Origin of the sequence: Pluralibacter sp. (assembly GCF_019237635.1) — a bacterium.
Classification (GTDB): Bacteria; Pseudomonadota; Gammaproteobacteria; order Enterobacterales; family Enterobacteriaceae; genus Enterobacter_B.
This window is the reverse complement of sequence record NZ_JAFAGS010000180.1, coordinates 35,238-46,868: the sequence shown is the minus strand read 5'-3', so window position 1 is coordinate 46,868 and position 11,631 is coordinate 35,238. Positions and strand designations below refer to the sequence as shown.

Here is an 11,631-nt window from a genome sequence, read left to right as displayed (position 1 = left end):
GAATACGACAAACTGCTTTGCCTGTTCAGTCAGATAAACCCTGATTACGCAACGGGTCGATTCCAGGATGGCATTGGTCGTATCTACTTCATGGACCGCATTTCTGCACAAGGTACGGTTGTTACTGCGACATGCATTGGGCAGGTTGGAACCACCATCCCTTCTGGCAGCACTGCCATTGACACCAATGGATATATCTACCGGTCTATCGATATCGCAACCATACCAGCGTCAGGAAGTATTGATGTTCAGTTTGTGAATAACACAACCGGCCCAATACCATGTGCTGCTGGTTCATTAAACCAAATTTATCGCGCTGTGCCCGGATGGGATGCGATCACAAATGCTAGCCCGGGCGTTGTTGGTGTTGATGTAGAGTCACGCATTGCATTCGAGACTCGCAGACAGCAATCGGTGGCAAGAAACAGTCGCAATCAGGATGCATCAGTTTTGTCTGCGCTGCTCGCTACTAACGGCGTTCTGGATGCATATGTCTGGTCAAATCGCACCGCGGCCACGGTAAACAAAGGCACCACGAGTTATCCCGTTCTTGCTCACTCAATATTCATCTCTGTGTATGGCGGAGCAGATGCCGACGTAGCTGAATCTATCTTCAGCACATATAACCCAGGCGCGAATCTTAACGGAACGACGCATTACACTGTTTATGACAACGTTAACTATCCGCCACCATATCCTTCATATGACATGCAGTGGCTCAAAGCATCGCCAACCAGAGTTTATTTTAAGGTGCAAATCGATAGCTCACTAAATCCACCAAGTGATATCAGCACCCAAGTCAAGAACATGATTATTTCAGTGTTTAACGGCGAATACGATGGCATTGGTAAGGCAAGGATTGGTTCAACAATAAACGCTGGTAAATATTACGCTCCTATCATTTCCATTAACCCTGACACTGTTGGAGTATTGTTGCTACAGGTTTCACTTAACGGAACAACTTACAATCCATCTGTCACTATGGGCATAGATCAGGTGCCAACCATACAGGCATCAGATATCACCGTTACATTGGTTTAAATGGAGAATACCCATGTGGAAGGACACTATCCTTACGCAATACTCCGCCAGCCAAAAGTTACTTTCAATAATCGACACATTTAATCAAGCCATAAGTCTCGATGATTTTACAGATGATTTTATTAATAAAGTCTGGGACCTAACCACATGCGAAACCTACGGGCTAGACATGTGGGGGAAAATTGTTGGCGTAAGCCGATACGTTGATGCGCCTATTGAAAGTTCATCTTTTGGGTTTAGTGAGGCTGACGATGCAAGCCCTGACTATCCTACCCCATTTAATGACGCGCCTTTTTTTGGTGGAGTACAAGAAACAACAAATGTGCGGCTGGAAGATGATGCCTACAGGACTTTAATTCTGTGCAAAGCATTCACAAACATTAGTATTGCTACCATTCCAGAAATAAACAGATTCCTGAAGATGCTTTTCTACCAGCGAGGAAAGGCATATTGCGACAATTACCGAGATATGACGATGGGGATCACCTTCGAGTTTGAGCTAGCACCTTATGAAGAATCAATCCTGACCAATCGCGAAGTAACGCCAGTTCCAAGTGGGGTTCTTGTAAATATCAGGCAGGTGGTTAGCCCTTACTTTGGATTTGCATCAGACGCATATCCATTCAATGACGGAACCTTTTACAGAGACTAATTATGAACCGTACTGATTCACCAGCAAAGCAACCAAAACCCTTCGGCATTAACGGGCCAAGGGAGCCAATCCGTTCAACAACTCCAGCCGGTGACAATACAGCATCATATGAATCCGGATTTCCACCAATTACAATGACTTTAAAGTCTGCAGGTGGCTTGCCTCCAAAGGGGCAGGATATGAATCAGATTTTATATGAGCTATCCGCTCTGGCTAGATGGTCCAGTGCAGGCGCATTAAATGCTTACGACGCTTCGTTTGCTGTTGCAATTGGAGGATACCCTAAAGGAAGCGTCATTATTGGAGATGATGGAGCTACTATTTATATTAGTACTTCTGATTCAAATAATAATAATCCAAACGTATCTGCTACTGGTTGGTTAAATCTTTCTAAAATCACCTCTATAGCAGCTCTTGCTGGCGGTGCGAATAAACTGCCTTACTTCACAGGAACTGATACCGCTGGACAAACCGACCTCACTCAGGTTGGACGCGATATTATCGGCAAAACTGACATCGCCAGCGTTCTCACATACCTTGGTTTAGGGGAAGCGGCGAAACGAGGGGTTGGGACTGGCGTGAACCAGATACCAGACATGTCGTTTTTTCAGTCAACAAGAGGCTCAAACGGTATCCAGTATTTACCGGGAGGTATCGTTATCCAGTGGGGCATTTGGCAACTAACGACCGTCGGTAACTACAATGCCGAATCGATAGGCGGCATCACATGGTATACCCACTACACCAAACCCCTTTACACCATTGCCTTTCCTAACATGGCGCTGGTGAATTTTATGGGGCTGGCTGGCTCTACCTTTGAAGATCAAACTAACGAGTACAATACTTTTGTTCGTTCGAATATGAGCGCAGGGAGTGATGGAAAATCAGGTTCACGCACAAACGCCTGCGTCTCTGTCACCTCCCGCATTTTGGGGTATACCCCTACCGTCCATTGGCTGGCTATAGGGTATTAATCATGACCTATTTTTATTCACCGTCCGAGAATATCGCATACCCAGATGGGCTTATGGCGTCTTATAAAGAAGCCGGAACATTACCCGGTGATCTCATTGAGATTACGGATGATACATTTCAGGAGTACTTTATTGAGCTAGCCCCAGCAGGAAAGTACCGAACAGCCAACAGTCGGGGTTTACCTGAGTGGGCTGATGTACCGCCTCCCACTAAAGAATCACTTGTGGCGATGGCGGAATCAGAAAGGCAGAACCGCCTGGCAGTAGCGACTGCAATTATTGCCCCATTACAGGATGCAGTCGAGTTGGGCATCGCCACGGAGGAAGAAGCCGCCGCGCTGGCTGAATGGAAGAAATACCGGGTGTTGCTGATGCGCGTTGATACCTCAAAAGCACCCGACATTATCTTTCCAGTGCCGCCTCATTGATTTTTTTGTGCATCAGGATGGCTATCCCTCCTCTTTTCTTTTGAAGAAATTCTGAAGGCAAGAGTAAGAACTACAGCCAGCCCGGAAAGCAAAAAGAACAAGGCAGCACAAAGCAAGATGTAGAAGTAGAGCACGCAAAGACTCCTTAATAGTTAATGTTGAGACAAATTTGGACACGCAAAGATTTGCATCGGGTTGCAAGGCTTTGCGTGCCATCTTTCAGGTGTGACGGATTTGTGCCAGAAAATTGACACACAGTGACAGGAAGGTGCAAAAATCTGCATAGAGAAATGAAGCTGGCTGGCTTGTGGTGCGGGTTTGATTGATGTTAGCGTATGTCAAAATTACGCGGTAAAAAGAGTAAAAGTCTATTCATCCAAAACAAATAATAGTCACTTGTTTATTAAAATCCCTTTTACATCAAAGTGATGCAACGCTTCTTAACCCCCTTCTGGCATCAAGTTCGTTTTCCTGTGTCAAAAACGTGACAGAGCCTACGAATCTGTTCAAATGTTCAGCACTCAGGTGAGCGTATTTTTTGACCATCTCCAGAGTCTCCCATCCACCCATTTCCTTCAGCATCATTAAAGGCGTTCCGTTTTGTACGTGCCAACTTGCCCAGGTGTGTCGGAGGTCGTGAAAGCGAAAATCAGAGATTCTTGCCTTCTGTGTCGCCCTGAAAAAATCCACTCTGTCAATATCTGACAACCTTTCTCCATCAACTGAGAAGACGTACTCGCAAGACATATCACTTTCCCTTAGTATTCGAATCGCCTCATCGTTAAGCGGAAGTGCTCTAGCCCGACCAGACTTGGCATTCTCCGCTGTAACGATGGCGTTTCGGTTTTCTATGTCTACGTTTTCCCATGTCAGTGACAGAATTTCACCGCGACGGGCCCCGGTAAGAAGAGCAAACGAAACAACGCGCCGCATGATATCCGTTTCCAGCGCATCGATAAGTTCTCTGGCCTGCCACTTCCTCATCCACTTCACGCGAACCTTTGGTTCTCTCAGCTCAGGAATGTATGGACGGTTTTCAATCCATCCATGCTTCAGAGCGAGAGAGAAGGCGCGAACAATAAACGCCCGGTAGCGGTTGATGGTTCCGTTCTCAAGACGTTTTCGTGATTTGTGCTGTGAGTGTGTTGGCATGTTCCTGGCTATCTCGTCTCCTTTAATGGAGAGAATACTTCTTCCTTTGAACACTGATAGCCAGTAGCGTGCGTATCCTTTTTTCGTGTCGTAAAGTGCCTGTCCTTCTGCATCCTTCATCGCCAGAATCACGATCTCCTCAAAAAGGTGTTCTTCCTTCTTATCCAGCTTATGCACATCCCATAATTCGTGCTTTATCTTGTCGTGGTACTGCTGAGCTTTCTCTTTCTCTTCGGTGCCAGTAGAGCGTCTAACTCGAGTTCCGTCTGGAGCCGAGATATCAATCCAGTAGTTTTTCCCTCGTTTGTAGATCGGCATTTGGTTACCCCCTTACCGACCACAGCCAGCCGGAAGACATTGTTAGGTGTTTGAGAGAATTTTTCCACGCTTTCTTCATTTGCACGCCACGCACCGCCGACCTTAAACATGTGAAAGCGTGATGGATTTCGGTAGATGGTGCTGGGGGAGATTTTTAGGATTGATGCGAACTCTGCGACGGTAAACAACTCTCGCATAGACTATCTCCGGATTATGGTTTAAAACAGAAAGGGAAGGGAGTAAGCCTCATCGAGTGTGAGGCTGTGTGATTCCATGGTTACGCTAATTTCCTATAAACCTGCGGCCTGCTTATCGCAGACCACTCAATATCTTTTTCTGAATGAGTGGAATAAGTACCGTCATCCCACTCGATTAAGTATCCAGTAGCTTTTCCTTCGACTTCAAAAACGTTTCCCACTACGCCACAGACATGACCAGTCCTGTGACGGACGATGTCACCTTGTTTGAATTTAGACATGATTACTCCGATTTTGGTGGGTCAGGGAGGGGCATCCAGTGTGTTGGTGTGCAAAAACAACTAAATCCATGACGACCTTTTCCAGAATATATGGCTGTGCGTATTAGAGGGTCATCACTTTCTGGGGCATGTGGCCTATATACGAGCACCTCACCTCCAACATCAGGTGTTCGTTCGCTTTACCGAAATCCAGTCATTTGGCACTACCGGTGCTGGCTGTGGGGGCGGCGTAGAGCGGCTTTGCTGTAACACTACCTTTTGTTTCTTTGATCTCTTCTGAGTACCGCCAAAAGCCATCTTCGTCGTCTGACCATCTCCATATCCACGCTACCGGCTCCTGCTCATCAGCTTTACGGCGCTGCTGAAGCTCTGCGCGCAATGCTCTCACCTCTTGCGCTAACATATACGCTGCAAAGGCGTGAGAGTGCTCGGTGCGCGTGGTTGCGGGGTGATGAATCGCGGCTTTAGCGGCATTAAACCAGGCGTCAATCACGCCGTCCGTTAGGTTGTTATTGGTCATCTTATTTAAGCCCCTCAATCATCGGCAGGCGGTAAAGTGGCTGGCGCTCACAGAAATCTGACGGATTGCACTCTTCCAGGCTACCAACGAGTTTCCAATCTGTAGTAAACAGACTGCCGCGATGTTCTTGCTGCGGCAAATGTGTGTAACGATAACGCCACGCTACTGGCTCTGCTGTTAATGCCGCCAGTGCGATTTCGACTAGCGCCAAATCCTTAACGGTAAATTGCGGGTAAAATTCAGCGTTAGCCTCACGTCCTTTCGCCCATTCGATTAGGTTTTCTTTTGTGAATTCAGTCATTCTGTTTTAGCCCCTTGCGGGGCTACTACGTTATATTGTTCGAACCAAAACACCACCGGGTCGCTCTTCATCTCAACCAGCCCCATACGCACCAGGGCCTTGCCTTTCCCCGAGCGGAGAAATTCACGCCGACCGTCGTCGATAATGCGCCGGTAGTTTTCAAGATTGCTGCAACTCTTGTGCAGGTTGCATGGATGACATGCTGGAACCAGATTTTCAGCACAGTCACGGTCTGCATGCATCATAGCTCCAGCAACTCGATAAACCGGCTCAACATGGTCTGCATGCCATTTTTCGCCAAGCTCACAACCACAATACGCGCAGCGGCCGTCAAACTTCATGCGCAACTCTGTACGCTGTTTTTTGGTGAGTGCCATATATCACTCTCCTACGGTTACAGTTATGCCAGCAGCGGCGAGCATGGCCTGATAGATTACCTGCGGACTATTTCCGCCGTGTTCTTCCAGATACTTACGGGCGGCTTGCCCTCCAGCTCTAATCATCGCGATATCGGCTTTCTCAGGGGCTATCACGTAACCATTTGGCGGCGTTACTTCCCGCGCCTCCAGCTCAGCAATCAGCTTCTCTGCGGCCTCAGCCCTGGCTCTTTCTCGCTGAAACATCTTGTGCGTAGTGTCTATCGCGCCAAGACGTGCAGCGGAAGTCTTTTGTACAGCTTCCAGCTCATCCAGCAGCGCCAGCGCGGTGGCTGGAGTTGAGCAGCGCAGATAGTGGAACCATTCATCCTGGGTATGGTTATCTGTACTGGCCTTCTCGGCTGCTTCCCGTAATGCGCGTTTGTCGATGTTGCTCATTGGGCGTTACCTCCGTCATTAGCAAACTCTCCATGTATCTCTGCACGCGCCTTTTTAATTGCCTCAGCAGCTTCCTGCTTATCAGAAAAGGAGCCAACGTTGATGTGCTTGCCTTCATACATAATTGAGGCCTTCCATTTGTTAGATTTCTTGCACCACGAAACTCTCTTTATTCCGGAAGTGTTAGTGGACTGTATCTTCCTGTTAAGCGCGTTTTGTCTTAAAGAGACAATGCGGAGATTGGCTATACGGTTGTCTTTCCTGTCACCATTAATGTGGTCCATTATCCCTTCAGGAAACTCTCCATATACGTACAACCATGCGAGCCTATGAGAAAGATAAACAACACCGTCCACGCAAAAACGCAGATATCCATGTGAATTAGTTGTTCCAGCTATATCGCCTTTAATCGCCCTACTAGATGTCGACTTTATCCTTGTGAAGACACCCGTATAGCTGTTGTAGTGAAATAGTTCCTTTAGGCGAGATTGAGTTAGCGTCATTTCTTCGCCCTCTGGTTTAACCACGCTGTCAGGTATCGATTGTTGTTGAGACGTTCTGTATTCCCGAATGAGTCACGCTTCAGCATTTCTTCGCGTGGGATGTCGTTAATTGGTTTGAAGCGGTGGCCGGCGATAAGCTCTTGAGGTGTTACGAATGGGTCGTAGTAATTTCCGATCATTGTGCACGCTCCAGAAAATCGTTAACGCCTTCTGCCAGTTCGATCGACAGGTCATCGATGTGAGTTTTCAGTTCTGCTAGCGTCTGTGCTTCTGATTCCAAAATTTCACGCTCACACAGCGCCTTCACCAGGTGGTCAAACTTGCTGTAGTAGCTCAGGCGAACCAGTGTTTCCTGTCCGGCATTCTTTCCTTCTTTGATGATGCGTTTTTCGTTAAGAACCAGGTCAAACTTAGTGCCGGTGATTACGTATTTACTGCCGACTTCAATGTTCAGTTTCATGATGGTTTCCTCATGTTCATTTCACGCTTACGAAGCTGTGCGACCTTTGATCTGACAGCCGTGTAACCTCTGCCCATAGTTTCGGCGATGTCTTTTTGCAGGCAGCCCTGACGGTAGAGGACGGCTAGCGTCTCTTCGTCTTGATGGCTCCAGAGTTGCTTGGTGCAGGCTGTAGATAACGAGTACTTCTGAGCTAGGTAATAGAATTGGGCTAACGTAAGTCCGAGATGGTCAGCTGCGCGGGGCGCGACCATACGGCCGCACACCGCCTTCATTTCTTCAGGAGTGACGTTTAGTTTTCGCATTGGATTAAATCAGGAGTTAGCTAAATCCGCCTTGCGCAGATTGTGGATTTCATCGAGTTGAGCGAGAAGCTCATTGTTGCTGCCGATAACGCTCTTCGTGCGGTTATATGCAACATCAAGCTTTGTAGCATCCATGCTTAATGCGTTATCAGAGAACCACTTCAGAGCTGTTTCCGGTGTTGCCTGTGGCTTTACTTCTAGCTTTCGTACCCGGTGCTCCTGGCGCTTGCCGCGAGACACTGAAAGCATCATTGAGAAATCAGCCTCAACGTCACTCATTGCATGAATCTTGATACCGCCAACAGCTACGCCACCGAATCGCACAGAAGCGTCACCAACCAGAGTTAGAGAACGCCCAACCCACGAATGACCATCTGCACCCCATCCGCCGATTAACACGCGACGCATTGATTTAGAAGGCTTGTATGGGCGTCCATCGAAACCTTCCAGGTCGATAAATACTGGCTGTTCGGAATTACCAGCTCGGACTGATTTAATGACTGCTGTGATGCTTTGAGTCTGAACATCTTCAAAGTTAATTTGGTCTGACTTTGGAATGATTGTGCGTGAAAGGTCCATTAGAGAATTACCTCATCATCGTATTCGTTATCCAGCAAATAGGCCGGAACGTTAATTTCGTTGGATGGAAGTACAATTCCTTCGTACTTCATTGAGTCGTTTTCTTTGCAGGCAACAAGCTTGTCTAATGCTGCATACATTTCTCGATATCCAAGCTCCAGCGATTCTTCGCCGATGTAGTACATGCAGTTGCGGTATGGTGGAGAGTTCTCGATAGCGAAGAAGGCGAACTGGTTATATTCGATGCCGGTAGCTAGCTTGAGAACATAGAGGTAGAAGGCTGCCTGAATGTGGTATTTGTACTGACCGAATGCATTGCTGAATCCACGCTCAGAAGCGTCTCTACAGCTTTTAACGTCGAGGGGGTAGGGAAGTGTGTCAGATAGCCGGTCGAAGCGGCATTTAAGCATCAGGCCTGTTTCTGGGCATTCAGCAAACATAGACACCTCAGAGCATCCTTTGGTGTTCATGTAGTCCATAAAATCATCGTTCAGGCGAGACGATTCATACATCCTCTGTACCGTACCGACCTCATTTCCAATGAGGATAAACTCAGGAGGAACCTTACAGGACAACTCCTTGTACTCTTTTGTGTTTCTGGCCTGAATATCTTGCCTGCGAATATATCCGTGCTGATAAATGTCAGGCTCAAGCAGCGCCGCGTGAATAGCACTTCCAATGTGCGCTGATTTGCTACCAGTGAATTTGTTGAAGAAGTGATTTGCAGGACTGACACTGATGGCTTTGACTGTCGTAGAGCCTATTGCCTCGTCAGCGTGATAGTCCTCGTTCGACATTCCGTAATAGACGCCAGGTTTCATGCTGCTTCCCCAAATGTATGACGGCGCAGGAATATGCCGATCGCATACTCAACTTCTACGCGCGGTCTGAATATGTCCCACATAACCTCGCCAGCGAATTCCTGATAGTTGCAGTCGTCTTCGCCAAGCCACTCAACGGCAGCTTTCGTATGATCATCTGGCCGGTGTGACTCAAGCATGCTGAGCACCGGCCGCATGTTCGCGCACAGGCGCTCAACTATTTTGTCTATCTTCGCGTGGTCTTCACCGCTGAGATTGGCGATGATTTGCTTAATCTCTGTTTTGTCTGTCATCGTCAGGTGCATGATTATTCTCCTCACGTGGAACCGGAAATACGTCTTTAAGGAGCTGATATAATTCCTCGTCACTCCATCTCTGCTCAGCACCTGTCACGGCTGGCCTTCCTGCTTCAGTAAGTCCCAGATACGCTCCAGCAAGCTCTTAACGCGAGGCTGCTTGAAGTCTGCTCCGGTGATTATGTTCTGGCGTGAATGCTGGACGGATAAGATAGGGTCGAAAGGGCGGGCCACGACGGCACCGCCCGCGATAGCAAATGTCATCGTGGGGTTCCTTAATTGATTAGTAAGTAATGCGAGTGGCGAATACTTCGCCTTTTACGATTGCGGTGATGATGCTCTTGGCTACTTCTTCGCTAGCGCCTGCCTTAAGCAGGTCAGCGAGGATTTTGTTATTCACTTCTTTGCGATGCGCTTTGTCTTGTGCGCGGCGCTCTTCTTCATCCTTGATACGTTTTTCTTCTGCAAGACGTGCGGCTTCTTTTGCTTCACCTTCGCGACGAATGCGGTCAGCTTCTTCCTGTGCTTTGCGTCTCTCTGCTTCGATAGCTTCCTGCTTCTCTCGCTCTGCACGTTCAAGTGCTTCTTTAGCTTCGCGCTCTGCCTTTTCTTTTTCCTGCTTAGCCAGTAACTCAGCTTGAGCTTTTGCTGCGATAGCGTCTTCTTCGCGCTTCTTAGCTGCTGCTATCAGGTTCTTGTTTGCTGTGCTGGTCATTTCAAACGGGTAGCCTTTACCGAACACCAACACATCCTTGCTACCTAACCCCTCAGAATCCCAATACCATGGACCTGGTGTATGTTTCATATTCACCTCTGTGGCTTGCTGCCAAAAGAAGGCCGACTATGCGGCCTCTACGAATTCACCATCTTCATTAAGCTGATACCAGGTGTCTGGTTTGATTCCGTTTTCACCGACTTTACTGGCGCGAATATGAATTAACTCACCATCTTCATCGCGATAGCAGAGCACGACCGCTCCACCCTCAGACGCTCGCGCCTTGCCTTCAATGCCGAAAGATGCAGCTACTGATTGTGATCCAGATACTTCAGCCGCTGACTGGTCGCCAGTGTTGGTTGCTGCTGACCGGTTGCCAGTGTTGGTTGCTGCTGACTGGTCGCCAGTGTTGGTTGCCGCTGACTGGTTGCCAGTCATGATCTGCTGCTCTAACGACTTATCGATCTTAATCCAAATCCATTCAATACCGCGCTGGATGAACTGAGAAAGATTCAATTCAGCTTTAATCATGATACTGGCGCTGGCGATTTTTGTATCACCACCTTCTTCACGGTTAGTTGTACCGAATGAGATAGTTTCTGCAAATCGGCCATCTGCTGGCGGGTAGTAGCCAAACACATCAAATGGATATTCACAGGCATGAAAACCAGAACCACAAACCTCTACCTTTCCGTCGTGGTTGAAAGTCTTCCCTATTTCAAACTGGAAATCACGGCACTTGAGTTCTTTGTCAAAACCCTTGTATGTCACAATCTCTTTGGTCATGTTGTTATTCCTGATTGGGTAATAAAAAAGGCCGCATTGCGACCTGATTAGATAAGTGGCTTACTGCTCAGCTTCATGCGCTGAACGGCGTGGATTTTATTCCCGAGCGGGTTAGCGTCCCGGTAGTAGGCGCGATTCTTCTTAACCGCTGATACTTCAACTTCCTTCTGACGCGTTCCGGCAAGCGAAATGGCTTTGGTTACGCGCTCACTACAGCCTTCCGACAGCCGTGAAAATGCACGGTCAATCTTTTTACAGTAGGCTTTAGCTTCTAACTTCTGAGCTGCTTTCATGGCGTTGTAGGCAGCCATACGGCGTTGATTTCTGTTCATGGGTATTCCTCAGTGAATGCTTTGGTGGTGAAGTGCTGCGATGCTGATCTCCGCAGTTGCGCTTTTTCACGCTGCATTTCACATCACCCCGAAGCACTCACTTCGGCCTGTGTATTCACAGGGTTAAATTTTTAAAGAGCCCGAACTCAGTTCCT

The 11,631-nt window shown here is 47.9% G+C and carries 20 protein-coding genes and 2 pseudogenes; 4 read left to right on the top strand and 18 right to left on the bottom strand.

What is annotated here, in order from left to right; genetic code table 11:
* The 4 genes from JO226_RS21395 to JO226_RS21380 all read left to right on the top strand — a co-directional run.
* On the top strand, nucleotides 1-1,041 hold a 1,041-nt coding region (locus JO226_RS21395), incomplete at its 5' end, for a baseplate J/gp47 family protein (RefSeq protein ID WP_296407193.1).
* Between the two features lie 13 nt (nucleotides 1,042-1,054).
* Nucleotides 1,055-1,693, top strand: coding sequence for a DUF2612 domain-containing protein (locus tag JO226_RS21390; protein ID WP_296407191.1), 639 nt, complete (start codon nucleotides 1,055-1,057; stop codon nucleotides 1,691-1,693).
* Between the two features lie 2 nt (nucleotides 1,694-1,695).
* On the top strand, nucleotides 1,696-2,667 hold the full coding sequence (locus tag JO226_RS21385; RefSeq protein ID WP_296407189.1) for a phage tail protein: 972 nt from the start codon (nucleotides 1,696-1,698) through the stop codon (nucleotides 2,665-2,667).
* 2 nt (nucleotides 2,668-2,669) lie between these two features.
* Nucleotides 2,670-3,095 (top strand): tail fiber assembly protein, encoded by a 426-nt coding sequence (locus tag JO226_RS21380; RefSeq protein WP_296407185.1) that lies wholly within the window; start codon nucleotides 2,670-2,672, stop codon nucleotides 3,093-3,095.
* Here the strand turns inward: JO226_RS21380 and JO226_RS21375 are convergent.
* The 18 genes and pseudogenes from JO226_RS21375 to JO226_RS21300 all read right to left on the bottom strand — a co-directional run bounded on the left by JO226_RS21375 (nucleotide 3,089) and on the right by JO226_RS21300 (nucleotide 11,476).
* Nucleotides 3,089-3,229: a hypothetical protein gene (locus JO226_RS21375; RefSeq protein WP_296407182.1), complete on the bottom strand. Its 141-nt coding sequence runs from the start codon at nucleotides 3,227-3,229 to the stop codon at nucleotides 3,089-3,091. The two genes, JO226_RS21380 and JO226_RS21375, sit on opposite strands and share 7 nt — an antisense overlap.
* Nucleotides 3,230-3,515: 286 nt before the next feature.
* Complete coding sequence (locus tag JO226_RS21370) at nucleotides 3,516-4,559, bottom strand: tyrosine-type recombinase/integrase (protein ID WP_367273573.1); 1,044 nt, start codon at nucleotides 4,557-4,559, stop codon at nucleotides 3,516-3,518.
* Nucleotides 4,442-4,762, bottom strand: a complete 321-nt coding sequence (locus JO226_RS23390) for a helix-turn-helix domain-containing protein (RefSeq protein ID WP_367273571.1) — start codon at nucleotides 4,760-4,762, stop codon at nucleotides 4,442-4,444. Before JO226_RS23390 ends, JO226_RS21370 begins: the two co-directional genes overlap by 118 nt.
* Before the next feature lie 283 nt (nucleotides 4,763-5,045).
* Nucleotides 5,046-5,210, bottom strand: a pseudogene (locus JO226_RS23385) (DUF551 domain-containing protein); the annotation flags it as partial.
* 26 nt (nucleotides 5,211-5,236) lie between these two features.
* Nucleotides 5,237-5,563, bottom strand: coding sequence for a hypothetical protein (locus JO226_RS21365; RefSeq protein WP_296407175.1), 327 nt, complete (start codon nucleotides 5,561-5,563; stop codon nucleotides 5,237-5,239).
* Between the two features lies 1 nt (nucleotide 5,564).
* The gene (locus JO226_RS21360) at nucleotides 5,565-5,864 is read right to left on the bottom strand and encodes a hypothetical protein (protein ID WP_296407173.1); all 300 of its coding nucleotides are present in this window, start codon (nucleotides 5,862-5,864) and stop codon (nucleotides 5,565-5,567) included.
* A complete protein-coding gene (locus tag JO226_RS21355) occupies nucleotides 5,861-6,241 on the bottom strand; it encodes an HNH endonuclease signature motif containing protein (protein WP_296407171.1) in 381 nt (126 codons plus the stop codon). The genes JO226_RS21360 and JO226_RS21355 overlap by 4 nt, the downstream gene beginning before the upstream one ends.
* A 3-nt stretch (nucleotides 6,242-6,244) precedes the next feature.
* The gene (locus tag JO226_RS21350) at nucleotides 6,245-6,679 is read right to left on the bottom strand and encodes an ead/Ea22-like family protein (protein ID WP_296407169.1); all 435 of its coding nucleotides are present in this window, start codon (nucleotides 6,677-6,679) and stop codon (nucleotides 6,245-6,247) included.
* Nucleotides 6,676-7,182, bottom strand: coding sequence for an HNH endonuclease (locus tag JO226_RS21345; RefSeq protein ID WP_296407168.1), 507 nt, complete (start codon nucleotides 7,180-7,182; stop codon nucleotides 6,676-6,678). Before JO226_RS21345 ends, JO226_RS21350 begins: the two co-directional genes overlap by 4 nt.
* Complete coding sequence (locus JO226_RS21340) at nucleotides 7,179-7,361, bottom strand: DUF2737 family protein (RefSeq protein ID WP_296407166.1); 183 nt, start codon at nucleotides 7,359-7,361, stop codon at nucleotides 7,179-7,181. The genes JO226_RS21345 and JO226_RS21340 overlap by 4 nt, the downstream gene beginning before the upstream one ends.
* Complete coding sequence (locus JO226_RS21335; RefSeq protein WP_021241235.1) at nucleotides 7,358-7,642, bottom strand: DUF5405 family protein; 285 nt, start codon at nucleotides 7,640-7,642, stop codon at nucleotides 7,358-7,360. The genes JO226_RS21340 and JO226_RS21335 overlap by 4 nt, the downstream gene beginning before the upstream one ends.
* Before the next feature lie 314 nt (nucleotides 7,643-7,956).
* A complete protein-coding gene (locus JO226_RS21330) occupies nucleotides 7,957-8,526 on the bottom strand; it encodes a hypothetical protein (protein ID WP_296407161.1) in 570 nt (189 codons plus the stop codon).
* Nucleotides 8,526-9,347: a PD-(D/E)XK nuclease-like domain-containing protein gene (locus JO226_RS21325; protein ID WP_296407160.1), complete on the bottom strand. Its 822-nt coding sequence runs from the start codon at nucleotides 9,345-9,347 to the stop codon at nucleotides 8,526-8,528. Before JO226_RS21325 ends, JO226_RS21330 begins: the two co-directional genes overlap by 1 nt.
* On the bottom strand, nucleotides 9,344-9,652 hold the full coding sequence (locus JO226_RS21320; RefSeq protein ID WP_296407158.1) for a hypothetical protein: 309 nt from the start codon (nucleotides 9,650-9,652) through the stop codon (nucleotides 9,344-9,346). The genes JO226_RS21325 and JO226_RS21320 overlap by 4 nt, the downstream gene beginning before the upstream one ends.
* 84 nt (nucleotides 9,653-9,736) lie before the next feature.
* On the bottom strand, nucleotides 9,737-9,907 hold the full coding sequence (locus JO226_RS21315; protein ID WP_296407157.1) for a hypothetical protein: 171 nt from the start codon (nucleotides 9,905-9,907) through the stop codon (nucleotides 9,737-9,739).
* A gap of 19 nt (nucleotides 9,908-9,926) precedes the next feature.
* A pseudogene (locus tag JO226_RS21310) lies at nucleotides 9,927-10,331 on the bottom strand (cell envelope biogenesis protein TolA); the annotation flags it as partial.
* A 153-nt stretch (nucleotides 10,332-10,484) separates the two neighbouring features.
* Nucleotides 10,485-11,144 carry a hypothetical protein gene (locus tag JO226_RS21305; protein ID WP_296407154.1) on the bottom strand — a complete coding sequence of 220 codons (660 nt, stop codon included), beginning with the start codon at nucleotides 11,142-11,144 and terminating at the stop codon, nucleotides 10,485-10,487.
* A gap of 47 nt (nucleotides 11,145-11,191) precedes the next feature.
* Nucleotides 11,192-11,476 carry a hypothetical protein gene (locus tag JO226_RS21300; RefSeq protein WP_296407152.1) on the bottom strand — a complete coding sequence of 95 codons (285 nt, stop codon included), beginning with the start codon at nucleotides 11,474-11,476 and terminating at the stop codon, nucleotides 11,192-11,194.
* Between the last annotated feature and the right edge of the window lie 155 nt (nucleotides 11,477-11,631).